General features: G+C 49.2%; 21 protein-coding genes and 7 tRNA genes. 23 read left to right on the top strand and 5 right to left on the bottom strand.

Translation table 11 applies throughout. The annotated features are described in order from the left end of the window. The first annotated feature begins 149 nt into the window (after window positions 1–149). The 14 genes from pncC (at window position 150) to ACSTTG_RS04225 (ending at window position 8973) form a co-directional block, all read left to right on the top strand. Window positions 150–638 carry a nicotinamide-nucleotide amidase gene (pncC, locus tag ACSTTG_RS04290; protein WP_438473870.1) on the top strand — a complete coding sequence of 163 codons (489 nt, stop codon included), beginning with the start codon at window positions 150–152 and terminating at the stop codon, window positions 636–638. 146 nt (window positions 639–784) lie between these two features. Then, a complete protein-coding gene (recA, locus tag ACSTTG_RS04285) occupies window positions 785–1825 on the top strand; it encodes a recombinase RecA (RefSeq protein ID WP_438459198.1) in 1041 nt (346 codons plus the stop codon). Window positions 1826–1916: 91 nt separating this feature from the next. Further along, window positions 1917–2375 (top strand): recombination regulator RecX, encoded by a 459-nt coding sequence (gene recX / locus ACSTTG_RS04280; protein WP_438459197.1) that lies wholly within the window; start codon window positions 1917–1919, stop codon window positions 2373–2375. 74 nt (window positions 2376–2449) lie between these two features. After that, the gene (gene alaS, locus ACSTTG_RS04275; protein WP_438459196.1) at window positions 2450–5032 is read left to right on the top strand and encodes an alanine--tRNA ligase; all 2583 of its coding nucleotides are present in this window, start codon (window positions 2450–2452) and stop codon (window positions 5030–5032) included. A 208-nt stretch (window positions 5033–5240) separates the two neighbouring features. Further along, the gene (locus ACSTTG_RS04270; protein WP_438459195.1) at window positions 5241–6419 is read left to right on the top strand and encodes an aspartate kinase; all 1179 of its coding nucleotides are present in this window, start codon (window positions 5241–5243) and stop codon (window positions 6417–6419) included. A gap of 76 nt (window positions 6420–6495) precedes the next feature. After that, a complete protein-coding gene (gene csrA / locus ACSTTG_RS04265) occupies window positions 6496–6693 on the top strand; it encodes a carbon storage regulator CsrA (protein ID WP_164649151.1) in 198 nt (65 codons plus the stop codon). A 172-nt stretch (window positions 6694–6865) separates the two neighbouring features. Further along, window positions 6866–6958: transfer RNA gene (locus ACSTTG_RS04260), tRNA-Ser, on the top strand. Between the two features lie 30 nt (window positions 6959–6988). Next, a tRNA-Arg gene (locus ACSTTG_RS04255) sits at window positions 6989–7065 on the top strand. A 65-nt stretch (window positions 7066–7130) separates the two neighbouring features. Then, window positions 7131–7223, top strand: a tRNA-Ser gene (locus ACSTTG_RS04250). Window positions 7224–7304: 81 nt separating this feature from the next. Further along, window positions 7305–7381, top strand: a tRNA-Arg gene (locus tag ACSTTG_RS04245). Between the two features lie 55 nt (window positions 7382–7436). Further along, a tRNA-Arg gene (locus ACSTTG_RS04240) sits at window positions 7437–7513 on the top strand. Between the two features lie 64 nt (window positions 7514–7577). After that, window positions 7578–7654: transfer RNA gene (locus ACSTTG_RS04235), tRNA-Arg, on the top strand. A 63-nt stretch (window positions 7655–7717) separates the two neighbouring features. Continuing rightward, window positions 7718–7794 (top strand) — tRNA-Arg (locus ACSTTG_RS04230). A gap of 186 nt (window positions 7795–7980) precedes the next feature. Next, window positions 7981–8973 carry a transporter gene (locus ACSTTG_RS04225; RefSeq protein ID WP_438459194.1) on the top strand — a complete coding sequence of 331 codons (993 nt, stop codon included), beginning with the start codon at window positions 7981–7983 and terminating at the stop codon, window positions 8971–8973. A gap of 15 nt (window positions 8974–8988) precedes the next feature. On the opposite strand, the gene ACSTTG_RS04220 is transcribed toward ACSTTG_RS04225, so the two are convergent. The 4 genes from ACSTTG_RS04220 to ACSTTG_RS04205 are packed head-to-tail and all read right to left on the bottom strand — an operon-like array spanning window position 8989 to window position 12061. Beyond that, window positions 8989–9699: a hypothetical protein gene (locus tag ACSTTG_RS04220; protein WP_438473869.1), complete on the bottom strand. Its 711-nt coding sequence runs from the start codon at window positions 9697–9699 to the stop codon at window positions 8989–8991. Window positions 9700–9714: 15 nt separating this feature from the next. Further along, on the bottom strand, window positions 9715–10383 hold the full coding sequence (locus ACSTTG_RS04215; RefSeq protein ID WP_438459192.1) for a C39 family peptidase: 669 nt from the start codon (window positions 10381–10383) through the stop codon (window positions 9715–9717). 17 nt (window positions 10384–10400) lie between these two features. Continuing rightward, window positions 10401–10727, bottom strand: a complete 327-nt coding sequence (locus ACSTTG_RS04210; RefSeq protein ID WP_438459191.1) for a carbon storage regulator — start codon at window positions 10725–10727, stop codon at window positions 10401–10403. 17 nt (window positions 10728–10744) lie between these two features. Continuing rightward, on the bottom strand, window positions 10745–12061 hold the full coding sequence (locus ACSTTG_RS04205; protein ID WP_438459190.1) for a hypothetical protein: 1317 nt from the start codon (window positions 12059–12061) through the stop codon (window positions 10745–10747). 583 nt (window positions 12062–12644) lie between these two features. Here ACSTTG_RS04205 and ACSTTG_RS04200 point away from each other — a divergent pair. From ACSTTG_RS04200 to luxS, 9 genes are all read left to right on the top strand, one after another. Next, window positions 12645–13286: a response regulator transcription factor gene (locus tag ACSTTG_RS04200; protein WP_438459189.1), complete on the top strand. Its 642-nt coding sequence runs from the start codon at window positions 12645–12647 to the stop codon at window positions 13284–13286. Window positions 13287–13711: 425 nt separating this feature from the next. Then, window positions 13712–13966 (top strand): oxaloacetate decarboxylase subunit gamma, encoded by a 255-nt coding sequence (locus ACSTTG_RS04195; protein ID WP_438459188.1) that lies wholly within the window; start codon window positions 13712–13714, stop codon window positions 13964–13966. Between the two features lie 35 nt (window positions 13967–14001). After that, window positions 14002–15786, top strand: a complete 1785-nt coding sequence (gene oadA, locus ACSTTG_RS04190) for a sodium-extruding oxaloacetate decarboxylase subunit alpha (RefSeq protein ID WP_438473868.1) — start codon at window positions 14002–14004, stop codon at window positions 15784–15786. Between the two features lie 9 nt (window positions 15787–15795). Next, window positions 15796–16926, top strand: coding sequence for a sodium ion-translocating decarboxylase subunit beta (locus tag ACSTTG_RS04185; RefSeq protein WP_438459186.1), 1131 nt, complete (start codon window positions 15796–15798; stop codon window positions 16924–16926). 154 nt (window positions 16927–17080) lie between these two features. After that, the gene (locus tag ACSTTG_RS04180; RefSeq protein WP_438473867.1) at window positions 17081–17542 is read left to right on the top strand and encodes a YqaA family protein; all 462 of its coding nucleotides are present in this window, start codon (window positions 17081–17083) and stop codon (window positions 17540–17542) included. Window positions 17543–17551: 9 nt separating this feature from the next. Then, window positions 17552–20428, top strand: a complete 2877-nt coding sequence (locus tag ACSTTG_RS04175; RefSeq protein ID WP_438473866.1) for a M16 family metallopeptidase — start codon at window positions 17552–17554, stop codon at window positions 20426–20428. A gap of 129 nt (window positions 20429–20557) precedes the next feature. Continuing rightward, the gene (gene gshA, locus ACSTTG_RS04170; protein ID WP_438473865.1) at window positions 20558–22123 is read left to right on the top strand and encodes a glutamate--cysteine ligase; all 1566 of its coding nucleotides are present in this window, start codon (window positions 20558–20560) and stop codon (window positions 22121–22123) included. Between the two features lie 8 nt (window positions 22124–22131). Beyond that, the gene (locus ACSTTG_RS04165) at window positions 22132–22752 is read left to right on the top strand and encodes a transglycosylase SLT domain-containing protein (protein WP_438459182.1); all 621 of its coding nucleotides are present in this window, start codon (window positions 22132–22134) and stop codon (window positions 22750–22752) included. Between the two features lie 35 nt (window positions 22753–22787). Beyond that, complete coding sequence (luxS, locus tag ACSTTG_RS04160; RefSeq protein WP_438473864.1) at window positions 22788–23306, top strand: S-ribosylhomocysteine lyase; 519 nt, start codon at window positions 22788–22790, stop codon at window positions 23304–23306. A 164-nt stretch (window positions 23307–23470) separates the two neighbouring features. On the opposite strand, the gene ACSTTG_RS04155 is transcribed toward luxS, so the two are convergent. Beyond that, window positions 23471–24751, bottom strand: coding sequence for an HlyC/CorC family transporter (locus ACSTTG_RS04155; RefSeq protein WP_438473863.1), 1281 nt, complete (start codon window positions 24749–24751; stop codon window positions 23471–23473). Between the last annotated feature and the right edge of the window lie 37 nt (window positions 24752–24788).

Raw genomic sequence — 24788 nt, 5'->3', positions numbered from 1 at the left:
ATACGCCAATCCTAGAACAGCGAAAAGGCTTTCTCGCTAAACTATCGACGGCCACAGTGTACATACTGAACGAGGAACTGAAGCCTTATTCGCGTCACTTTGGCCACTTGTGCTATGTTGCTTGCAACACACCTGTACACGGAGACGTCATGCCATCATTAAACGAATTAAGCGAGCAGCTGGGACAACGCTTAGCCGAGCAAGATCATGTTTTGACCAGTGCTGAATCCTGCACTGGAGGAGGAATCGCAACGGCAATCACGGATATTGCAGGCAGTTCGGCTTGGTTTGATCGCGCATTTATCACCTACAGTAATGAGGCAAAGGTTGAAATGCTGGGGGTGAGTAACCAGACATTGCGCGAACATGGGGCGGTCAGTGAGCCTGTTGTGCTTGAGATGGTTAAGGGCGCACTGCAACGTTCGAATGCCACGGTTGCTGTGTCTGTCAGTGGGATTGCTGGGCCGGGTGGTGGCAGCGAACACAAGCCGGTTGGCACGGTATGCTTCGCATTTGCCTGCCGTGATGGCTGGTTAGAGGCACAGACCTGTTATTTTGCGGGCGATCGCAGCCACGTCAGAGCGCAAGCAATCGAATATTCACTGAGTAGGATATTTGACTACCTGGATCGCAATTAAAAAGCTGCGGCAAATTTTTTTCCTATCCAGGTATGGACACTGTATGAATCAACAGTATAATAACTGACAAATAACGCAGGGTTGCAACACCCTTGTGTCGAACTAATATCGTATTCATCAGAGTAGATGAGTTTTTGGAGAAAGAGATGGACGAGAACAAACAGAAAGCGCTCGCCGCTGCGCTAGGTCAGATTGAAAAGCAATTCGGTAAAGGCTCAATCATGCGCCTAGGTGACAACCGCGCAATGGACGTTGAGACAATTTCTACTGGCTCACTCTCTCTGGATATTGCTCTTGGTGCGGGTGGCCTACCTATGGGTCGTATCGTTGAGATCTATGGTCCAGAATCTTCAGGTAAAACCACTCTAACTCTTGAGCTGATTGCTGCGGCTCAGCGCGAAGGCAAGACCTGTGCCTTTATCGATGCAGAGCACGCGCTGGATCCTGTCTATGCGAAGAAGCTGGGTGTTGATATTGATGCACTACTGGTTTCTCAGCCAGATACCGGTGAGCAGGCGCTTGAGATCTGTGACGCACTAGCACGCTCAGGTGCGATTGACGTTATGGTCGTCGACTCGGTAGCGGCACTGACACCGAAAGCGGAAATCGAAGGTGAGATGGGTGATAGCCACATGGGTCTGCAGGCTCGTATGCTGTCACAAGCGATGCGTAAGCTGACGGGTAACCTAAAGCAGTCTAACTGTATGTGTATCTTCATCAACCAAATCCGTATGAAGATCGGTGTGATGTTCGGGAACCCAGAAACCACCACAGGTGGTAACGCACTGAAGTTCTACGCTTCTGTTCGTCTTGATATCCGCCGTACTGGCTCAATCAAAGAAGGCGATGAGGTTGTTGGTAACGAAACCCGTATCAAGGTTGTGAAGAACAAGATTGCTGCGCCATTTAAGCAAGCGGAAACACAAATCATGTACGGTGCAGGTTTCAACCGTGAGGGTGAGCTGATTGACCTTGGCGTGAAGAACAAGCTAGTTGAAAAAGCGGGCGCTTGGTACAGCTACAACGGTGACAAGATTGGTCAGGGTAAAGCCAACGCATGTAAGTTTATGCGTGAGAACCCAGAGGCAGCACAGCAGCTTGATAGCAAACTGCGTGAAATGCTGCTCGTACCGGCTCAGCCTGAAGAGCCAGAAACCGGTGAAATGCCAAAAGAAGAAGAGCTATAATCTCTTCTCGACTGATTCTAGAGCCTCGCATTATGCGGGGCTTTTGCTTATCTGACGTTTACCCTATTGCTTAGTATCGACACTTATATTTATGTATCAACGCTCTACACCACCGGCGCTGTCGGTTAAAGAATCCGCCATTCAATTGCTTAGCCGCCGTGACCATGGTGAGTATGAATTGGCGCAAAAGCTCAAGCTTAAAGGCTATCCGGATGACGAAATCAGCCAAGCGATCGCTTTTTGCCTTGAGCATCGCTATCTAGATGATCTGCGCTATGCCAAAAGCCAAGTGCGCCAGCATATCTATAAGGGCCACGGGGCTCGCCGGATTAGCCAAGAGCTTAAGCAAAAACGCGTCGATGAGGATGTGATTGAGGTGGCGCTTGAGGAAGAGGGCTGTGATTGGTTTGAGCTGGCGCGCACCACGGCAGAGAAGAAGTTCGCCGGTAAAAAAGCCGAGGACCAAAAGCAATACGCCAAGCAGGTTCGTTTTCTTCAGTACCGCGGCTTTAGCTTTGAGCAGATCCAGTACGCCCTGCAAGAGCTTTAAGCCTCTAGCATCCATGCCCCGCTTGGGTATACAATACCCAAAATTTTATCTCGACTATTTTCAGGAAGAGCTGCATGTACATGAGCACAGACGAGGTTCGTAACGCGTTCCTTAAGTTCTTTGAAGGCAAAGAACACCAAATCGTAGAAAGTTCATCGTTGGTTCCGCATAACGACCCAACCCTGCTATTCACTAACGCAGGTATGAACCAGTTTAAAGATTGCTTCTTGGGCGCCGAAAAGCGTGCCTACACACGAGCAACTACGGCTCAGCGTTGTGTACGTGCTGGTGGTAAGCATAACGACCTTGAGAACGTTGGCTTTACCGCTCGTCACCATACCTTCTTCGAGATGCTGGGTAACTTCAGCTTTGGTGACTACTTCAAAGAGGACGCGATTGCGTTTGCTTGGGAGTTCCTGACAGAGGTTCTGCAACTGCCAAAAGATCGTCTATTGGTAACTGTATATGAAACCGATGACGAAGCGTTTGACATCTGGAACAAGAAGGTCGGCGTACCGGCTGACAAGATTGTTCGCATTGGTGACAAGCCAGGCGGCAAAGCTTACGAGTCAGATAACTTCTGGACTATGGGCGATACGGGTCCATGTGGTCCATGTACTGAAATCTTCTACGATCACGGTGAGCACATCTGGGGTGGCCGTCCTGGCACACCAGAAGAGGATGGCGATCGCTTTATCGAGATCTGGAACAACGTATTTATGCAGTTCAACCGTCATGCCGACGGCACGATGGAGCCACTACCTAAGCCTGCAGTAGACACAGGTATGGGTATTGAGCGTATCTCTGCCATCATGCAGGGCGTGCACTCAAACTACGAAATCGATGTATTCCAAAAGCTGATCAAAGCAGCGGCAGACACGATCGGCTATGACGACCTATCGAACCAGTCACTGCGCGTGATTGCAGACCACATCCGTTCATGTTCATTCCTTATCGTTGATGGCGTTATGCCTTCAAACGAAGGTCGTGGCTACGTGCTACGCCGTATCATTCGTCGTGCCGTTCGCCATGGTAACAAGCTGGGCGCGAAAGGCGTGTTCTTCCACAAATTGGTCGGTGTTCTGGCTGAGGTGATGGGCACCGCTGGCGATGAGCTTAAGAAGCAGCAAGCCATGGTAGAAAAAGTGCTGCGTATCGAAGAAGAGAACTTCGGTCGCACGCTCGAGCGCGGTATGGCAATCCTTAATGAAGCGCTAGATAGCCTTGACGGCAAGGTGCTGGATGGTGAGACGGTATTTAAACTGTACGACACCTACGGCTTCCCAGCGGACTTGACCAACGATGTTGCACGTGAGCGTGACTTTGCTATCGATGAAGCAGGTTTTGAGAAAGCGATGGAAGAGCAGCGTCAGCGCGCGCGTGAAGCGGGTCAATTTGGTACCGACTACAACGCGACTATCAAAGCGGATACTGAGACTGAGTTCTGTGGCTATGCAGGCACAGCAGGTCGCAGCAATGTTGCTGAGATCTTTGTTGACGGTGAGGCAGCTGAGTCACTTTCTGCAGGCGAGAAAGCGATCATCATTCTTGGTGAGACACCGTTCTACGCTGAATCTGGTGGTCAGTGTGGTGATGCTGGTGTACTGAAAACCGATTCTGGCCTGTTCCAGGTTGAAGATACACAAAAGCTAGGCAATGCGATTGCGCACCATGGCATTCTTGCTGAGGGTGTGGTTGCTAAGGGTGACGAGGTTGAGGCAACAGTCGATGCTGAGCGTCGCGCGTCTATCTCGCTAAACCACTCTGCAACTCACCTGTTGCACGCAGCGCTACGCCAAGTTCTTGGTGAGCACGTGACTCAGAAAGGCTCACTGGTTAAGCCTGAAAACTTGCGTTTTGACTTCTCGCACCTTGAGGCGGTAACGCCAGCGGAGCTGAAGGAAGTTGAGCGTTTGGTCAATGCACAAGTGCGTCGTAACCATGTGATCGAAACCAACATCATGGATATTGAAGCGGCCAAGCAGAAGGGTGCCATGGCACTGTTCGGCGAAAAATACGATGACGAAGTACGCGTTCTATCGATGGGCGAGTTCTCAACCGAATTGTGTGGTGGTATCCACGCTGACAATACCGGTGATATTGGCTTGTTTAAGATCACCTCAGAAGGCGGCATTGCTGCCGGCGTTCGTCGTATTGAAGCGGTCACTGCAGATGCGGCGCTAGATGCGATTGAAGCGGCGCAAGACAAGGTTGAGCAGAAGCTGGCTGAATCAGCTAAGAAGACCAAGTCACTTGAGAAAGAGATCCAACAACTGAAAGACAAGATGGCGGCGGCAGAGAGTGCCAACATCATGGACAAGGTGGAAGAGATCGCCGGTATCAAAGTACTGATCGCGGGTCTTGAGGGCGCAGACAGCAAAAACCTGCGCACCATGATGGATGACACCAAAAACCGTATCGGTAGCGGCGTGATCTTGATTGCTAACGTAGCGAATGACAAAGTTGGTTTGATTGCGGGCGTGACTAAAGATCTGACTGGTAAAGTCAAGGCGGGCGAGCTGGTTAACATGGTTGCTCAGCAAGTCGGTGGTAAAGGTGGCGGCCGTCCTGACATGGCTCAAGCCGGTGGTACAGACGTGGCCGCGCTTCCAGAAGCATTAAAATCTGCTAGATCTTGGCTAGAAGAGCGTTTATAACGCCTTTTATCAATAAAAATTGATTTTTTAGCTGTAACCAAGTGGTTTTCTTGGCGTATAATCCGCCACCGTTAAACCACTTGGTTTTTTTGTTTAATTTTATCGGGCGCTTGAAGAGCCGTTTGAGGATGTCGAACCGACATTACCAATCGCGTTCTCAGGCGCCTTGATACGAATGAGACGAAATGTCTCGGGAAGGTGAAGACTGGTGAAAAAATCCCTAATCGTGCAGAAGTTTGGTGGCACCTCAATGGGCTCAATTGAGCGCATTCATACCGTTGCCAAGCACATCATTCGAGCGAAAGATGATGGTAATCGAGTTGTGGCTGTGGTTTCGGCCATGTCAGGCGAAACTAACCGCTTAGTTGGGCTAGCCCAGCAAGTAGATAGCGTGCCAAACGCCAGAGAACTCGATGTGTTGCTCTCCGCAGGTGAGCAGGTGTCTATGGCACTGTTGGCGATGACATTAAATAAGCTAGGCTATAAAGCGCGTTCAATGACGGGCGGCCAAGCGAATATCATTACTGATGGGCAGCATAACGATGCCACGATAAAGCAAATTGATACTGAGAAACTTGAAGCGCTGCTTGACGATGATTACATCGTTATTGTGGCTGGGTTTCAGGGCATCAATGAAAATGGGGATATCACCACACTCGGTCGCGGTGGCTCAGACACCAGCGCGGTTGCACTGGCCAGTGCGCTGTTCGCGAACGAGTGCCAGATCTTTACCGATGTTGATGGCGTGTATAGCTGTGATCCTCGGGTGGTCAAAACAGCCCAGCGTTTGGATGTTGTTGATTTTCCTTCAATGGAAGAAATGGCACGAAAAGGCGCAAAGGTGCTACATTTACCTTCAGTACAGACTGCGTGGAAGAATCAAGTTCCTCTGCGCGTGCTGTCGACCTTTGAGCTTAATCAGGGCAGCCTGATCAAGGGTGAGAAGTGTCAGCAAGCCATCTGTGGTGTGGCGATCCAACGCGATCTGGCCCTTGTTTCTGTGCAGCCTGACGCGGTGGAATCGGTAAAAAAACACTGTCAGATGATGGGTGTGTCCGTTTGGGATGTGGTCAATGACGCCGATGTGTTGATAAAAAGTGATTGTTTAGCAAAATTGCAACAGTCTTGCGACAGTAAGCTGTTGGATAATAAACAGGTAGGCCAGCTGACCGTAGTGGGCACTATCGCTGAACAAATCGCCGAGCATGCGCTGGAGTTGCTGTCAGCCGCGCAGATTGATGTAGTTCATGTTTCTGCTGCTAATCAGTCACTTAATCTGATTATGTTACCAGATTGTGTCGACAAAGCTGCAAACATACTGCATGATTCATATATTACATCGGCGGAAGCTGTGGATTTTCATCCGAAAAAGGCGTTTCTGGGGTAATGGGCGGTTCTCCCGCCATCAATATTTGTTAAACAATAAAGCCTTATAGCTAAAGAGATGACTCAAGGAGCATAGAATGCTAATTTTGACCCGCCGTGTTGGCGAAACTCTAATGATCGGTGATGAAGTAACTGTGACTGTTTTGGGTGTTAAAGGTAACCAAGTACGTATTGGTGTTAACGCTCCAAAAGAAGTCTCGGTACACCGTGAAGAAATCTACATGCGAATTCAAGCTGAAAAAGGCAATGGCAACGTTGCTCCGAGCAGCTACTAATTTGCACCAGGAAAGTCAGCGAGAAGCTGGCTTTTTTGTTATTTACGCTCAATAAAGTCTATTTTTTGAGTGGTTTGGTTAAATTGCCAACGCTTAGACGTTTTTTTCCAAATTTTATCCATAAAGTGTTTGACTTAATTTTGGAAAATCGTAATATGTGCCTCCGCAAGACGGTGAGGTGGCCGAGAGGCTGAAGGCGCTCCCCTGCTAAGGGAGTATACGGTTTGTAGCCGTATCGAGGGTTCGAATCCCTCCTTCACCGCCATTCTTGCACCGCTTCTTTTGAAGCAACAGCGCGTCCTTAGCTCAGCTGGATAGAGTACCTGGCTACGAACCAGGCGGTCGGAGGTTCGAATCCTCCAGGACGCGCCACTTTCCTTCCTTTTGGAAGGCAAGAATCTTTTGAAGGCAAGAAGCTTTCTTTAGAAATATACGACGGTGAGGTGGCCGAGAGGCTGAAGGCGCTCCCCTGCTAAGGGAGTATACGGTTTGTAGCCGTATCGAGGGTTCGAATCCCTCCCTCACCGCCATTTATTTCACATGGAATGTTGACCTAGAGTCAATTTTTTTGTTTCAAAAGAAAATAAGTGTGACACAAATCACACTGCAGCGCGTCCTTAGCTCAGCTGGATAGAGTACCTGGCTACGAACCAGGCGGTCGGAGGTTCGAATCCTCCAGGACGCGCCACTTTTTTCGGTCTTAGACCTTGGATTGAACTACAATGTTCAGTACTAAATTTTGCGCGTCCTTAGCTCAGCTGGATAGAGTACCTGGCTACGAACCAGGCGGTCGGAGGTTCGAATCCTCCAGGACGCGCCACTCTTTAGGTCTTTAGACCTTGTATTGACTCTGTTTGTATAACTAAGTTGATACTAAACCTTGCGCGTCCTTAGCTCAGCTGGATAGAGTACCTGGCTACGAACCAGGCGGTCGGAGGTTCGAATCCTCCAGGACGCGCCACTCTTTAGGTCTTAGACCTTGTATTGACGATGTTTATATAACTAAGTTGACACTAAACCCCGTGCGTCCTTAGCTCAGCTGGATAGAGTACCTGGCTACGAACCAGGCGGTCGGAGGTTCGAATCCTCCAGGACGCGCCACTTTACAAAGCCTCGCTTCATGCGAGGCTTTTTTGTATCTGCTCGCCAGCTATCTCTCCGCAATCTAAGCCTTATTTGATGTATTTGTATCCTTTCTAAGACAAACGATTAAGTTTGGTCTGCAGGTTGCAGAACTCACTTTTCCCGCCTAAACCTTAAATACAGTCAATAGCTAAGGAAAACTAAATGTTAAGGAAGACACTGGTTGCTTACGCCCTAGGTTTGAGTTTTGCTGCCCCGATAGTTTTTGCTGAAGAGGGTGATGGATCTACAGCGCAACGGGCACAGAATGTAGTAGATGTCATTGAACGTCCAGGTGTTTTGACACCAAGAGGTAAATGGTCATTTGATACCTCATTTAGTTACTCGCAAAATTCGGCAAATCGCGTCTCTGTTGTGGGCTACACGGTTCTACCATCACTTTTGGTTGGTTTGATTGAAGTCAGTGATTCCGATCGAACAACCATGACCCTTGGTTTTACGGGCCGTTACGGGATTACTAATGCCACTGAGATTGAGGTTCGGGTTCCCTATGTGTATCGTAATGATCAGATAGATAGTCGCAGTATCAATGATGGCTCAGAGGACTCTGAGAGCTTTTCGCTTGATGGTGGAGGCATGGGGGACATTGAGTTTGCCGTGCGTCATCAGTTCAATTTTGACTCGGCACCTTACTGGGTAGGTGGGCTGAGAGTGAAGTCAGACAGTGGTCGTTCTCCCTATGAAATTGATCTTGATGATGATAACAACTTCACAGAGGCACCAACGGGATCCGGTTTTTGGAGTGTTGAACCGAACATTTCAATGATTTACCCTTCAGACCCAGCCGTCTTGTATGCAAACCTCAGCTACATCTATAACTTTGAGGATGAAAAGCGTGTCGGCGATCGTAACGACGATATTCAACTTGGGGATACCATCTCGATTGGTGGGGGCATCGGTTTTGCTGTTAACCCAAGACTCTCATTCTCGCTAGGTTTGAGCCACCGAACCATTTTCAAAAGCCAAGTTAACGGCTCTACAGCACCAGATGCGAAAGTCTTGCAATTGGACTATTTCAATTTCGGCGTCAACTACAAAATCAATGAGCGCACCTCAATCAATGTTGGCGGCCAAGCCGGTTTGACTGAAGATGCGCCCGATTTTCAACTGACCATTCGCGTCCCATTTAACATGTAGTGGATTGCTGTTGAGCTAATGAAGATGGTTGAGCAGGGCGTCATTCAGTTGTTGGTTAGCCCTGATTCTCCTAATCGTATTGTCGGCTTGAACATCAATATCCACAATGGTGTTCAGCCCTAGTATGCTGTCATCCATAGTGTTTTGAATGACATTAATAAGGTTTGCATTAAGAGTCTCTGTATTGAGTGTTGTGACAAGAGGTGCTGTTGGACTTGTATCCGACGGTGCAGCTGCAATATTGGCTGGTGTAGCGTTCGCTGGCGCTGTGGTTGCCCCCCCACTTGTGACAACACTGCCAACCGAACTATCACCCGAGTCATCGCCCAAATCATCAGTCACTGTTTGGCTAGATGGCGCAGTAATACCCTCGACAAAATTACCTTCCCCTACTTGGACAATATTTACCACGCCTTGATCGAGCAGAGGTGGCAATGGCGCTGCTGCTTGTGCTTGCTCAATCGCGTTGGTCGCAGTCAGAATACCGTTTTCTATCATAAGATTGGCTATCGAGGCGCTGTAGACAAGCTCACCATTGATCGCCGTTGTCACACTTAGACCAATATTAATCACGTAGTCATCGGCTAGTTGAAAGCCGCCGCGATACTGATCAAGCTGTTCCACTGACATGGGTTCAAACTCGTCCATGGCAATGAAACTATCAGCGCCGCTAGACTGCACCGGTAGGGCGCAGCAAAAAGTTGCTAGCATTGTGAAAGGGATCATCAGCCGATCTCCTTGTTAATATTCTCCCGTTGCCGGAAGAGTGATACTGAAAATGCCTAAAGAGTCTCTCGATACTCCGGAGCTCAAAGGCGATGCGGTGTAAACTGCAAACTGATCGTCGTTGATAAAGCCAGAACGTCCCGCGTCGGCTTCATTTTTTATAAGCAAGACAACCCCTTGATAGAACTCTTTAAAACGCTCATGTGACATGACTAGGGTGCCACGTGAGGGATCGCCAAGGATCACCGAGTGCTGGTTGATGCCTTTAATTACTACAAAGTGCATGTAGCCATCAAAGTTGACCAGGGTAATACCCGGTACGCCTACGCTCTGGATTTTTTCTAAATCGATTTGGAAGCCATCAGCGCGAAAGCCTTTCTTCTCTAAATAGGATTTCATATCCAACAAAGAGAACCCTTGTTGCTTAATCTTTTCTTTATCGCCGTACTCGTACATCGACTTAAAGATGTCTTCCTCGGTGACGGGCGAGTCGTAGTGAAATGTAAGTAATGAGGCGAGAGCGGCTGAGCCACAACTAAAGTCGTAAATCTGACGAAATACATCGCCAAAAACGATCTCTTTGTAGCTTTTCACCGGAACGGAGTAGTGCCCTCGGTTTGGCAGATATTCTAAAGAATTGGCTGATGCTGCAGCCAGCAACATCAGCCAAGTTAGTTTTTTCATAACGTTTCTTCAATTAGTTACTTGAGTGTCACGTTAACAACGGTTGCGTTCTGGATCAGAACATTATTACCGGTGTTCTGGATAACGCTTGAAATACCAGAACTGTCTGTAAACGCCCCGGAAGTAAGATAGTTATTCCCGGTTACAGTGTTTAGAGCCTCGTTACCTGCGACAAAGCCATCGATGTCTGAAGTGGCCGAGATGAGGTCAAGCTCGATCTCTACGAGCTGACCTCCTCTGGCTTCATCCATTGCTTCTAGGCTGATTTCATCAGTTAACGAGATCTCATCGGCGCTTGCAGAGAGGGCAACAACCATACCCATGATGCAAAGTGCCAGACGCATCTTACGCTCCTATCCGATTACTCATCGGTAAAAATGTTGGCGTTAGTAGCAACGTTTTGTTGGATAAGTGTGTTACCACCAGCGCTTTGAGCGACAGTTGTAATACCTGATGAACCACTTAGACCGCTTAGGTCATTGCTGTTCGCCACGTTCACACCACTACAGCAGCTACCGCCAGTGTTGTTGATACTATTACCGTGCACACTACCTAGCGCTGATGCGCTTGCTGTTACCATGTCAACATCAAGGTCAATGGTGTTGAAGCTGTCATAGTAGCTATCATCATCTGAGTGAGTCATAGTCACATCATCGTCACTGTAAGAAGTGGTGGTCGTGTCATCATCACTTGATGTGTAAGTGTACGTGTCGTCATCACTAGTTTGCGTGATGTCGTCGTCGCTTGACTTAGTCACATCGTCATCAGAGTAGGTGTACGTATCATCATCACTAGTTTGAGTAATATCATCATCACTTGACTTAGTGACATCGTCATCAGAGTAGTTTGATGTATAGGTGTCGTCATCACTAGTCATAGTGATATCGTCATCACTGGTCTTAGTCTTGGTCACGTCATCGTCAGAGTAATTGGCAACATAACTGTCGTCGTCACTGCTCTGAGTAATGTCGTCATCAGACGATGAGTAATTCGAGCTGTAGCTGTCGTCATCGCTTGATGTGGTTTTGGTCACATCGTCGTCAGATGAAGAGTAGTTCGAGCTGTAACTATCGTCGTCACTGGTGGTTGTCTTGGTCACGTCATCATCGGTGTACACAGTGTAGTCATCATCGCTAGATGAAGTTTTAGTGACATCGTCGTCAGATGAAGAGTAGGTTGAGCTGTAGCTATCATCATCAGTTGATAGGGTGTAATCATCGTCGCTCGATGTCGTCTTAGTGACATCATCGTCAGATGAAGAGTAGGTTGAGCTGTAGCTATCGTCATCGCTCGACCATGAGTAGTCATCGTCACTTGATGTCGTCTTAGTCACATCATCGTCAGACGAAGAGTACGTTGAGCTGTAGCTGTCGTCGTCTGTTGATGAGTATGTCGACGTGTCGTCATCACTTGACCAGCTGTAATCATCATCACTAGAGCTAGTCGTTGTCTTAGTCACGTCATCGTCAGTTGACGAGTAAGTGCTGCTATATGCATCGTCGTCAGATGTATACGTGGTTGTGGTTGTATCATCATCCGTTGTAGTTTCGTTGAAACTGCTGCTGTAGCTGTCATCATCAGTCGACGTTGGTGAAGCTGCTGGGGTTGTTGCTAACGCACCGCCGGCGAAGAAAATTGCTGAAATTGCAATCGCAAGGCCTGTCTTATGAAATCTCATGGTGATTACTCCGTATTCCTAGTATTCCTATTAGAAAAATTACTGCGTATACACTTTTCACTTTTCAATTTTGTTCCCGAGCCATGGGAAGCAATCGAATTATAGGTAAGCTCGCTATGTGAGCCATCTCATACTTGAGAATGGTTCTGGGCGGTTGGGTGTTACTACTTGGGCATAGGTTGCGTGGGGTAAAAAAACTCACTTTTTACAGCTGCTTATTTAGATTGGAGACACTTTGGCTGTTCCAAGTATGAAACTTGAGATGATTAAAGGCTGAATAAGTATGTATTTTCGTGGTGCAATAACAAGCTCCCAATGAGAGCTTAGTTGGTGAAGTAATACAGTTGATAAAATAATCAACATATAAAACAGAATGTTAAAATATTACAGGCATGAAGCGGTGTAGTACCTAAGCGGAAATATATTATTCATTTGGCTTAGAAGCGGAGATTTAACTTTGCTCGTGAACTCAGCCTTAACTGCTATATTTCTGATATTGAATTTCGAGAGGTTCTTGATTCTAGTGAAAGTAGTACTGAGGCAACTAGGATGCTTGGTAAATCGTCATTGAAGTGGTGGTACTATGGGAATGAAACACGTTCTTCTGTTAGCAGAGAACAACCTACAATCGAACTTAATAGAAAAGCAATTGCTCTCCATATCTAACTTGGATGTGCAGACATGCTTGCCTCAAGAGGCTATCTATCAAAGTCATAACTTACCCGTTGATTTGGTGTTAATCGACTTCAACTTTCTCCAACAGCTTGACCAACAAGAAGTCGCGCCAGACTTCGATCTGTTTGGGTGGTCGTTGATGGTGCTGAACGTACCAGATGACAAGGTGTATAAAGAGCTGCTGCGCTGGAAGTTTCTCAAAGGAATACTGATGAGCAGCGCGTCGATAAAGCACATTACCGACGGCGTGGAATACATCTTCGATGGTGGCTTGTGGTTACCACGCTCTTATCTCGAGACACTTCTCAGCACCTACCGGCACTCCGGGGTCGCGGCGGATCGTCAGCTAGACATCTTGACCAGCCGAGAGCGGCAGGTACTAGAGCTGCTTGCTTACGGCATTTCTAACCAGCAAATTGCCTCGAGATTATACTTATCCGAAAGCACGATAAAGAGCCACATCTACAAGCTGTACAAGAAGCTCGATGTGCACTCGCGTCACGATGCAATCAAAATGGTGCGCATGAATGCCGGGCTAACAGGGTCTTAGGTTCGGGGAGCGGGTTTCGCTTCGCTCCGAGGTGCGAGGAAGTTGCTACACGCGGTAAACTCCTCGCACCCCGCAGGGCTTTGCCCGTACTCGAACCTCGCACCTGTTCTTTACCGTATGCAGTACATTCCTCGCTCCTCGTAGGGCTATGCCCGTCCCCGAACCCCGCCCCTTTTTTTAGGGGTTTTTTCAGACATCCCACCTCTATCACGCTTTCTTGTGTGGCAAAAACTTAGTTATTGAATTCGCTATCATTGTTTGATATTGGTTTGTAAATCTTTTTGGTATCTTTGGTGTTGCACGGAAACTTTGTCTAAACAAAATTGACAAAACATCACCATTCGAGATAATTCTATGTCACTCTACGCTGGCGAGGATGCCTATTTGAGAGTGCTGCTGTCAGGATGACAATGAAGGGAAGTACTATGACAACTATTGGAAGCCAACTGCTGGATGCTGCGACACTCATGATGACTGGGATGGCGGTTGTGTTCATCTTTCTCACTATTCTCGTGTACCTAGTGAAGCTCATGTCCAAGCTGGTGCCAAGCGATCTGCCACCAGAGACCACTCCCGCTATCAAGCATAGCGCGACCAAATCCGCTCACACAGTCGACCCTAAAGTGGTGGCTGCGATCTCGGCTGCGATTCACCAACATCGTGCGGCCACGGCGAAATAGATTTCAAGCATTTAAATTAAAAGGAGTTAATAAGTATGTCGAAACCACTTTCGATTACTGATGTGGTGCTGCGTGACGCCCATCAATCGCTATTTGCGACGCGTATGCGCCTTGAGGATATGCTGCCAATCGCAGCCGAGCTGGATAAGGTCGGCTATTGGTCTCTCGAGACTTGGGGCGGCGCGACGTTTGACTCGTGTATCCGCTTCCTAGGTGAAGATCCTTGGGAGCGACTAAAAGCGCTCAAGCAAGCGATGCCGAACACGCCAATGCAGATGCTTCTGCGTGGCCAGAACCTGCTTGGTTACCGTCACTATGCTGATGATGTGGTTGAGAAGTTTGTTGAGCGTGCCCATGCCAATGGTATGGATGTTTTTCGTATCTTTGATGCAATGAACGATGTGCGTAACTTCCAAACCGCGGTCAAAGCAGCGGTTGATGTCGGCGCCCACGCGCAAGGCACGCTGTCATACACCACCAGCCCAGTTCACAATAGCGAGACTTGGGTTGATCTCGCCAAGCGCCTTGAGGATCTTGGTTGTCACTCACTGTGTATCAAAGACATGTCTGGTCTACTCAAGCCTTATGAGGCAGAGGAGTTGATCACTCGCATCAAGGCCTCGTGCGATGTGCCGCTAGCACTACACAGTCACGCGACAACCGGTCTATCAACGGCGACGGCAGTGAAAGCGGTGGAAGCAGGGGTCGATATCCTCGATACCGCTATCTCATCAATGAGCTGCACTTATGGCCACACGCCAACAGAAACCGTGGTCGCCATGCTGCAAGGCACAGAGCGCGATACCAACCTTAAACTTGATCAACTTGAGTCGATTGCCAGCTACTTCCGCACCGTGCGTAAGAAGTACGCTAAGTTTGAAGGTCAACTTAAAGGCGTTGATTCTCGCATCCTGATTGCCCAAGTACCGGGCGGGATGTTAACTAACATGGAAGGCCAGCTCAAAGAGCAAGGTGCAGCTGATCGTATTGACGAAGTACTTGAGGAAATCCCACGCGTACGTCAAGACCTTGGCTACATTCCGCTGGTAACTCCAACCTCACAGATCGTGGGTACTCAGGCGGTGATTAATGTCTTAACCGGTGAGCGCTACAAGTCGATCACCAAGGAAACCGCGGGTGTCCTTAAGGGTGAGTATGGCGCAGCGCCAGCAGAGGTGAACGCCGAGCTACAAGCGAAAGTGCTAGACGGCGCTGAGCCGATCACTTGTCGTCCGGCTGATTTGCTGGTGGCGGAGATGGATACTCTAACGGCCGATCTACTCGAAAAAGCCAAGCAAGAGTCTATCTCACTGGCTGACGATGCGGTTGATGATGTGCTCACTTACGCACTCTTCCCACAAGTGGGTCTGAAGTTCCTGAAAAACCGAAATAACCCAGATGCTTTCGAGCCAGCACCAACGGCAGAAGCGGCGGCTCCAGTGGCTGCGCCAGTACCAGCGGCGGGCGGTATCGAGAGCTACAGCGTGAAAGTGGATGGCCAAGTTTATGATGTTGAGGTGGGCCCACAGGGTCAGCTGAAGTCTGTAACACCAGCTGCATCGACTGCGGCCCCCGCAGCACCGACAGCTCCAGCCGCTGCTGCGACCGCGGAAGCGGTTCCTGCGCCTTTGGCTGGCAATATCTTTAAGGTAAATGTGCAAGCCGGTGCTCAAGTTGCTGAAGGCGATGTGTTGTTGATCCTCGAAGCGATGAAGATGGAGACTGAGGTTCGTGCAGCGCGTGGCGGTGTGGTGCAAGATCTTCACGTTAAAGAGGGTGACTCTGTGACGGTGGGTGCGCCACTGGTTAGCTTAGTGTAAGGAAGAATCATGGAAGGATTATTGATTCTTTGGTCAAGGACGGGCATCTCCAACTTTGAGTGGGGCCAACTGGCGATGATTGCGGTTGGCTGTGGCTTGTTGTTTTTGGCCATTCGCAAAGGGTTTGAGCCCTTACTGCTGTTGCCAATCGGCTTTGGCGCCATCCTAGCGAATATCCCCAATGCCGGTTTTACCGAACCTGGCGGGCTGTTGTACTACGTCTACTACATCGGTATAGAATCAGGTGTGTTCCCACTGCTGATCTTTATGGGTGTTGGGGCAATGACGGACTTTGGGGCGCTGATTGCTAACCCCAAAACCCTCTGGCTTGGTGCGGCGGCGCAGTTTGGTATCTTTGCTACCCTGTTTGGCGCGATCTTACTCAACTTTGTGCCTGGCATGGAGTTTAGCATGCAGGACGCGTCTTCGATTGCCATTATCGGTGGTGCAGATGGCCCAACTGCTATCTTCCTCGCGAGTAAGTTATCACCGGATCTGCTCGGCGCAATTGCGGTTGCCGCCTATAGCTACATGGCATTGGTGCCGATCATTCAGCCGCCAATCATGAAAGCACTCACCAACAAAGAAGAACGCCAGATCAAGATGGCACAGCTGCGTCATGTGAGTAAGGGCGAGAAGATCTTATTCCCACTGGCTGTGTTGGTGATGACGATCCTCTTCTTGCCATCGGCGACACCTTTAGTCGGGATGTTCTGCCTGGGTAACTTGATGCGTGAAGCTGGTGTGGTGGATCGCTTGTCAAAAACCGCCCAGAATGAGCTGATCAACATTGTGACGATCTTCTTGGGTCTAGGTGTAGGCTCTAAGTTGCAGGCAGACCAGTTCCTCAATGTTTCGACGCTGGGTATTCTGGCGCTGGGTGCCGTTGCGTTTAGTATTGGTACTGGCACTGGCGTGTTGATGGCAAAAATGCTTAACCGCTTCTCAAAAGAAGACATCAACCCTTTGATTGGTGCTGCGGGTGTCTCTGCCGTTCCGATGGCGGCGCGGGTCGTCAATAAGGTGGGCTTGGATGCCAATCCGCAAAACTTCTTGCTAATGCATGCGATGGGACCGAATGTCGCTGGTGTGCTTGGTTCTGCGGTTGCAGCGGGTATCTTATTAGCGCTGGTAGGCTAACGGTTATCGAGCAAAAACAAGTTAACCATCAGTATTTTGTCAAAGTTCGTTAACCGAGCGCACAGTGAAACAAAATTGAGATATAGTCCATGGGGTGCGCAATGCACCCCATTTTTTTGTTATTACTCGATACTTTTTCACACTAGACTCGTTTATGACCGACTTTTTCTCTACCTTGTTTTCTGATGTTGCGCTTTGGTTTTCAGACTCCGCGCTTTGGGTGCTGTTTGTTACGGGATTTTTGAGTGCGACTTTGTTACCGGGCGGTTCGGAAGCGGGCTTAATCGCGACGCTCGCGCTTGATAGCTTTAGTCCAGCCTGGATCATTACCGTTGCCACCATTGGCAATACACTTGGTGGCATGACCAACTATTTCATCGGTCTGTGGCTGCCAAATCGAACTGAGTCAGAAAAACATGGTCATAAGGCCATGGCCTACTTAAAAAAATACGGTTATTGGTCGCTTTTATTCAGCTGGCTACCGGTGATCGGCGATCCACTCTGCCTCGCAGCAGGGTGGCTTAGAATGAATATATGGCTCACAACATTGTTAGTTTTTATCGGTAAAGCAGCACGTTACTGTGTTCTCACCGCTGTTTTTTATGGATTTTTCTGAGGGGAAACTATGCGTATTCTCGACAAGCGCGCCCTATGGGTGGGCTTAGCCTCTATCGCGACGCTGGTGGGTTGCAGTCAAACAGAGCCATTGGCCGTTCCGAGCAACGATTTGCCAGCGGGTGTGACGTTATTGGATGAGTCACAGCCAGCGCTTAATAATGCCGATGTCATGATCCCTTATGCCAAGTATCAGCTTGAAAATGGTCTGACCGTCATTTTATCCCCTGATCATTCCGATCCTCTCGTGCATGTTGATGTGACCTATCACGTTGGCTCTGCGCGTGAAGAGGTGGGAAAATCGGGTTTTGCCCACTTCTTTGAGCACATGATGTTTCAAGGCAGTCAGCATGTCGGTGATCAAGAGCATTTTCGCATTGTGACTGAAGCGGGGGGCTCACTCAATGGCACCACCAACCGTGATCGCACCAACTACTATCAAACGGTGCCCTCAAATCAGTTGGAGAAAATCCTTTGGCTAGAGGCGGATCGCATGGGCTTTTTACTCGAGGCGGTCTCTCAGCGTAAGTTTGAGATCCAACGTGACACGGTTAAAAATGAGCGTGCTCAGAATTATGATAACCGTCCCTATGGCTTGATCTGGGAGCGTATGGGAGAGGCTCTGTATCCAGAAGGGCACCCGTACTCCTGGCAGACCATCGGCTACGTTGAAGATCTTGACCGTGTTGATGTGAACGATCTTAAGGCGTTTTTCTTGCGCTGGTATGGACCGAATAATGCGGTGATCACCATCGGTGGCGATATCGATAGTAAACAGACGCTAGAGTGGATCAAGAAGTACTTTGGCTCCATTCCACGTGGTCCAGAGGTTGAAAATGCCGAAAAGCAGCCGGTGAGCCTGAGTAAAAGTCGCTATATCACACTTGAAGATCGTATTCAGCAACCAATGCTGGTCGTCGGTTGGCCTACGCAATACCGCGATTCTGAGCAGCAGGTGAACCTTGATATGCTTGCCAGTGCGCTTGGCAGTGGTGCCAACAGTGAGTTCTATCAAAAGCTGGTTAAGACTCGAAAGGCGGTGGATGCTGGTGCATTTCACGATTGTGCTGAACTCGCGTGTACCTTCTATATCTACGCCATGGCGCCATCGGGTGAGCAAGGACAACTCGATGTGCTTTACCAAGAGCTGATGCAGGTGATGGATGACTTTGGCCGCAATGGTGTACAAGAGCAGCGTCTTGAGCAGATCATCGGTCAAGCGGAAGCCAGTGCCGTATTCGCTCTGCAGAGTGTGCGCGGCAAGGTAACGCGCTTGGCGTCGAATCAGACTTTTTATGACCAACCCGATCGTATTCAATTAGATCTAGACCGATTGAGAAGCGCGAATAAGCAAGATATCGATAATGCTTTCACACAGTTTATTGAGCAAAAGCCTTATGTTGCCCTGAGTGTGGTGCCGCGTGGCCAAACGGAGAGGGCGGTGAGAGAGGCTACGTTTGTGACGCCACCTCGCACACTACCTGATTATGTCAAGGTGGATGAGACCAGCCTGAATTATCGCACTGTCACTGATAACTTTGATCGCAGTGTGGTACCACCGCTCTCTGGTGCGGTGTCTGCGCAGTTGCCCAAGTTATACAGCTTTTACTTTGATAATGGTATTGAGGTGCTCAGCACAGCCAATACTGAGACGCCAACCACGGCGATACAACTGTACATTCCGGCCGGTGAGCGCCAAGTGCCGCGTGGAAAAGAGGGGCTGGCTAGTCTAACGGCCTCGATGATGCAAGAGGGTAGCCAAGATCGCTCTATTGAGGAGATAAAAGCAGAGTTGGATAAACTTGGCAGTGCGATATCGGTATCACCAAGTCGCTATTCAACAGTCGTGTCTATCTCCTCACTGACAGCCAACCTGGATAGAACGTTAGAGATCATTCAAGAGGTGCTGTACCGCCCCGCGTTTGCTGAACAAGACTTTGAGCGCCTAAAGCAGCAAATGTTAGAAGGACTGGTTTATCAGCAGCAGAAGCCAACCTGGATGGCATCACAAGCCACTCGCCAGGTGCTATATGGTGAATCGATCTTTGCCCGCTCGGGGGATGGCAGTTTTGAGTCAGTCAACAGCATAACGCTAGAAGACGTCAAACGGTTCTATCGCCGCCACTACACGCCCCATGGAACCCAAATCGTGGTGGTTTCTGACTTGCAACCTAAACAGGTAGAACGCAGCCTGGAAGGCCTAAAAAGCTGGCAGGGAGACGTCGCACCTTTGATTCAACCTGAGGTGCTTGCCCCGCTGGGGGAGCAGGCTATTTATCTCGTCGATAAACCTAATGCCCCACAGAGTATTATCCGTTTTGTTCGTCGAGGTCTGCCATACGATGCGACAGGAGAGGTTTACCGAGCCTCGTTGGCGAACTTTAACTTAGCGGGTAACTTTAATAGTCGATTAAACCTTAACTTACGTGAGGATAAGGGCTATACCTATGGTGCGAATGGATATTTTGCTGCGAATCGCGAGACCGGCGCAGTAGTTTTTAGCACTCAGGTGCGCGGGGATAGCACAATTGCGTCTATACTCGAGATTCAGAGCGAGCTGGAAAAGTACAGTCGCGAAGGAATGACGGATCAAGAGCTTGAGTTTATGCGTTTGGCGGTTGGGCAACAGGATGCGTTGAAGTACGAAACCCCATCGCAAAAAGCCAACTTGCTTAGTTCGATTTTGATTTATGGATTGGATGAGGATTACCTCAAGCAGCGTAATGAGATAGTCGATACCATCACTAAAGAAGAGCTTAATCAGTTGGCGGCAAAGTGGTTTGCGCCGCAAGATTACCAGATCATCGTTGTTGGTGAGGCTGAGCAATTGAGAGGCGATCTTGAGGCACTAAATATTCCCGTGGTCGAGCTTGAAATCCGTCACTAACATACCAATATACAGGTGAAATATGCCTTCTCTGAGTGTTATAACACTAAGCACAGAGAAGGCGGGTTCTGATTGTTGTGCTAGCAGGCTTAATGGCGCTGGCACCTCTCCAATATAAGTGAACGTGTTTTGACTAATTTTGTTGCCCGCTTGGAGCGAATTGCCGAGCACACCCAAGTATTCAATGACTACACTCGCGGTGTTGAGCGTGAGACGCTGCGCTACCAAGAAGATGGATCTTTGGCACAAAGCCCTCATCCTTCATCACTTGGTTCTTCCTACTCAAACCAATGGATCACCACTGATTTTGCTGAGTCACTGCTGGAGTTTATTACCCCGGTGAGTCACTCTGTCGATGAACTATTGGCGCAGTTAAAGGATATCCATCATTTTACTCAAACCAAGCTTGGTGATGAGTCGATGTGGCCTCTCTCGATGCCATGTTATGTTTCTGATGAACAAGATATTCAGCTGGCTCAGTACGGCAGCTCGAACTCCGGGCGAATGAAAACGCTCTACCGAGAGGGGCTTAAGCGCCGCTATGGCAGTCTGATGCAGGTGATCTCTGGTGTTCACTTTAACTTCTCTTTCCCGGATAGTTTCTGGGATGCATTGCACGGTGAGCAAAGTGAAGAGTTGCGTCAAAAGACTAAGTCTGACAGCTACTTTGCGATGATCCGTAACTACTATCGCTTTGGCTGGTTGATCCCTTATTTCTTCGGTGCATCGCCTGCGCTATGTTCCTCTTTCATTGGTGGTCGTGATACGGAGCTACCGTTTGAAAATATCAATGAGACATTGTATTTACCACACGCAACCTCATTGCGTTTGAGCGATCTTGGCTACACCAATAGTGCGCAGAGTGTGCTGAGAATCGGTTTTAATGGCTTAGATCAGTACCTGGATGGACTGAATAATGCCATCCGCACTCCTTCGGACGAGTTTGCCCAGATTGGGGTTAAAGTTGATGGTGAGTACCGTCAGCTCAATAGCAATGTGCTGCAAATTGAGAATGAGCTGTACGCACCGATCAGGCCTAAGCGTGTTGCCCAAAGCGGCGAGAAACCTTCAGAGGCACTCGCGCGTGCGGGTGTGGAATATATCGAGGTGCGTTCACTCGACGTCAACCCATTTAGCAGCGTTGGTATCAGCGACGAGCAGATTCGATTCCTAGACCTGTTCTTGACCTGGACGGCACTGACTGATTCAGCACCGATGGACGATTGTGAGCTGACCTGTTGGCGCGAGAACTGGAATAAGGTCATCACCCACGGTCGCCAGAAAGGCCTAGAGTTAACCATCGGCTGCCATGGCGAGGTTCTGACCTTGCAAGAGTGGGCTAAGCGTGTATTTATCGAGTTGCGTGAAATCGCCAAAGTGATGGATAAAGCCAAGGGTGATAATGCCTACCAAGCGGTGTGCGATAAGCTAACCAATTGGATTGATAATCCAGAGCTGACCATTTCAGGTCAACTTCTGGCAGAGATAAAGCAGCGCGGTGGCGTGGGTGAGGTGGGCCGTGAGCTCGGTCAGCGCTTTAAACAGCAGCACCTTGCACACCAGTACCTTCATTATTCACAAGCTGAGATGGAAGCGGAAGTCGAGCGCTCTATCGCGGCACAAAAACAGGTTGAGCAGCAAGACAGCCTCGACTTCGATGCGTTTCTGGAGCAGTACTTCGACTACCTAAAATAGGAACAGGGATGAAACCAAGTTGTATCGGTAAGGGATTACTCGTTTTCCTACCCGCGGTGTTACTGGTGGGGTGTGCTACACCACCACCCTCAAATCAAAACAATCTATGCGACATTTTTCGCGAGCATCCAAGTTGGTATAAAGACGCGGTTGCGATGGAGGAGAAATGGGGCACGCCAATCAATATCGCCATGGCGTTTGTTAAGCAAGAGAGCAGCTTTCGCCACGATGCGCGCCCGCCGAAAAAGTACGTCTTGGGCTTTATTCCATGGGGACGTGTCAGTAGTGCTTATGGTTATGCGCAGGCACAAGACCCTGCGTGGTCGGATTTTCAGGCTGCCACGCGCAATGGTGGCTCACGGACCAATTTTGGCGATGCCATGATGTTTATTGGCTGGTACACCCATGAGACCCGCCGTCAGCTGGGCATATCGCTGTGGGACCCGTATAATCAATATCTGGCCTACCACGAAGGGCGTGGTGGCTATCAACGCAAAACCTATCAAGCGAAGCCTTCGTTAATTACGGTTGCGAGGCGCGTTGAACAACAAGCCAAGGACTATGGGTGGCAACTTAAGCAGTGCCGCCAAGAGCTAGAAGATAAGCGCCGCCGCTGGTGGTTCTTCTAGGGGACAATGACAGGATAATCAGTGAGAGAAAAACGATGCCTTTACTAGACAGCTTTACCGTTGACCACACTCGTATGAATGCGCCAGCTGTGCGCGTTGCTAAAACCATGCAAACGCCGAAGGGCGACACCATTACTGTGTTTGATTTGCGCTTTACCGCCCCGAACAAAGACATTCTCTCTGAGCAGGGTATTCACACTCTTGAGCACCTGTATGCGGGCTTTATGCGCAATCACCTCAACGGTGACAGTGTTGAGATCATCGATATCTCACCAATGGGCTGCCGCACCGGTTTCTACATGAGCTTGATTGGCACCCCTGGTGAAGAGCAAGTGGTCGCCGCTTGGACTGCGGCAATGGAAGATGTGCTGAAAGTAGAAAGCCAGGACAAGATCCCAGAGCTCAACGAATACCAATGTGGCACCGCCGCCATGCACTCACTAGACGACGCCAAAGCCATTGCAAAAACCATCCTAGATTCAGGCATTAGCGTCAACAAAAACGACGAGCTGGCCCTTCCAGCCGCTATGCTCCAAGAGCTCAAAGTAAACTAACTTCGTTCAGGGTGCGAGGAGCGGGTTACACTTCGTTCCGAGTAGCGAGGATAACGCCACGCGCGTTTAACTCCTCGCTCTCCCGCAGTATAGCGTCTTCGATTCTCGTCTCTGCTTTTCCTCGCTCCCCGTAGCGCAGCGCCCTCGAACCCCGCCCCCTTTTTTTATGAGGCTTTTTGCTGCGCCTTAGGCGGATAGACCTTAACGAGTTTGATCTTATTCTCATCGACCTCGATGATTTCCATCAACATGCCTGATACGCGCACGCTGACTTGACTGCGTGGGATGTCTTCTAGGTGCTCGAGGATCAGACCGTTCAGGGTACGCGGGCCGTCGGTGGGTAGTGCCCACTTGAGGCCTTTGTTGATATCACGGATGTTGGCGCTGCCCTCAATCATAAAGCTGCCATCGGTTTGTGGGGTGATCTCGTCAGACAGGCTCGGTGCGATTGAGGTGGTGAACTCGCCGACGATCTCTTCAAGAATATCCTCTAGGGTAATCAGACCGACAATATCACCATACTCATCTACCACTAGACCAATGCGCTCTTTGTTTCTTTGGAACTTAAGCAGTTGAACATTAAGTGGTGTGCCCTCTGGAATAAAGTAGATCTCATCGGCTGAGCGCAGTAGGGTCTCTTTATTGAACTCATTTTTCTCGAGCATTAAGCGATACGCTTGGCGCAGGCTCAGCATGCCGACCACCTCATCGATCTGATCGCGATACAGCACGATACGTCCATGTGGAGAGTGAGTGAGCTGACGCACAATCGATTTCCAGTCATCGTTGATATCGATACCGGTGATCTCGTTACGTGGGATCATCAGGTCGTTGACCGTAACATGCTCAAGATCGAGGATCGAAACCAGCATATCTTGGTGGCGACTTGGGATCATACTCCCTGCTTCCGCGACCACAGTGCGCAGCTCATCGGTGCTGAGGTGATCCTCAACCGTGTGTGAGGCATTAAAGCCGAGTAGGCGGATAAAGCCATTGGTAATAAAGTTGACCAAGATCACCAGAGGTGAAAGCAGCTTCATCAATACCATCAGTACAATAGAGCTGGCGTAAGAGACACGCTCAGGATGAATTGCCGCGACCGTTTTTGGGGTCACTTCGGCAAACACTAACACGACTATGGTCAAGGAGCCGGTGGCAATCGCCACACCGTAGTCACCATACAGGCGCATACCGATAATGGTGGCAATCGCAGAGGCGAGGATATTGACCAGGTTATTGCCAATCAGGATCAAGCCAATCAGGCGATCGGGGCGATTGAGAAGCTTTTCAACGCGTTTGGCACCCTTGTGCCCTGATTTTGCTAAGTGTCTCAGACGGTAACGGTTGAGAGACATCATCCCTGTCTCTGAACCGGAGAAGTATCCGGATATAACAATGAGGCCGGCGAGGATGGCGAACAAAAAGCCAGTCGATATGTCGTCCAATGGTTAGGGTATCCTTTGTTTTGATTAATCTAATTTA

The sequence above is a fragment of the Vibrio glycogenivorans genome, assembly GCF_051660965.1.
GTDB lineage: Bacteria > Pseudomonadota > Gammaproteobacteria > Enterobacterales > Vibrionaceae > Vibrio.
The sequence above is the reverse complement of the archived record's forward strand: the minus strand, read 5'-3'. Positions and strand labels throughout refer to the sequence as shown.

What these genes read in the sequence shown, in the direction of transcription:
- ACSTTG_RS04225 (WP_438459194.1), top strand. Translation starts at nt 7,981, where the DNA reads ATGTTAAGGAAGACACTGGTTGCTTACGCCCTAGGTTTGAGTTTTGCT.
- recX (WP_438459197.1), top strand. Translation starts at nt 1,917, where the DNA reads ATGTATCAACGCTCTACACCACCGGCGCTGTCGGTTAAAGAATCCGCC.
- ACSTTG_RS04205 (WP_438459190.1), bottom strand. Translation starts at nt 12,061, where the DNA reads ATGAGATTTCATAAGACAGGCCTTGCGATTGCAATTTCAGCAATTTTC.
- alaS (WP_438459196.1), top strand. Translation starts at nt 2,450, where the DNA reads ATGTACATGAGCACAGACGAGGTTCGTAACGCGTTCCTTAAGTTCTTT.
- ACSTTG_RS04215 (WP_438459192.1), bottom strand. Translation starts at nt 10,383, where the DNA reads ATGAAAAAACTAACTTGGCTGATGTTGCTGGCTGCAGCATCAGCCAAT.
- luxS (WP_438473864.1), top strand. Translation starts at nt 22,788, where the DNA reads ATGCCTTTACTAGACAGCTTTACCGTTGACCACACTCGTATGAATGCG.
- ACSTTG_RS04220 (WP_438473869.1), bottom strand. Translation starts at nt 9,699, where the DNA reads ATGATCCCTTTCACAATGCTAGCAACTTTTTGCTGCGCCCTACCGGTG.
- ACSTTG_RS04180 (WP_438473867.1), top strand. Translation starts at nt 17,081, where the DNA reads ATGACCGACTTTTTCTCTACCTTGTTTTCTGATGTTGCGCTTTGGTTT.
- ACSTTG_RS04195 (WP_438459188.1), top strand. Translation starts at nt 13,712, where the DNA reads ATGACAACTATTGGAAGCCAACTGCTGGATGCTGCGACACTCATGATG.
- csrA (WP_164649151.1), top strand. Translation starts at nt 6,496, where the DNA reads ATGCTAATTTTGACCCGCCGTGTTGGCGAAACTCTAATGATCGGTGAT.
- recA (WP_438459198.1), top strand. Translation starts at nt 785, where the DNA reads ATGGACGAGAACAAACAGAAAGCGCTCGCCGCTGCGCTAGGTCAGATT.
- pncC (WP_438473870.1), top strand. Translation starts at nt 150, where the DNA reads ATGCCATCATTAAACGAATTAAGCGAGCAGCTGGGACAACGCTTAGCC.
- ACSTTG_RS04165 (WP_438459182.1), top strand. Translation starts at nt 22,132, where the DNA reads ATGAAACCAAGTTGTATCGGTAAGGGATTACTCGTTTTCCTACCCGCG.
- ACSTTG_RS04185 (WP_438459186.1), top strand. Translation starts at nt 15,796, where the DNA reads ATGGAAGGATTATTGATTCTTTGGTCAAGGACGGGCATCTCCAACTTT.
- ACSTTG_RS04210 (WP_438459191.1), bottom strand. Translation starts at nt 10,727, where the DNA reads ATGCGTCTGGCACTTTGCATCATGGGTATGGTTGTTGCCCTCTCTGCA.
- ACSTTG_RS04200 (WP_438459189.1), top strand. Translation starts at nt 12,645, where the DNA reads ATGGGAATGAAACACGTTCTTCTGTTAGCAGAGAACAACCTACAATCG.
- oadA (WP_438473868.1), top strand. Translation starts at nt 14,002, where the DNA reads ATGTCGAAACCACTTTCGATTACTGATGTGGTGCTGCGTGACGCCCAT.
- ACSTTG_RS04175 (WP_438473866.1), top strand. Translation starts at nt 17,552, where the DNA reads ATGCGTATTCTCGACAAGCGCGCCCTATGGGTGGGCTTAGCCTCTATC.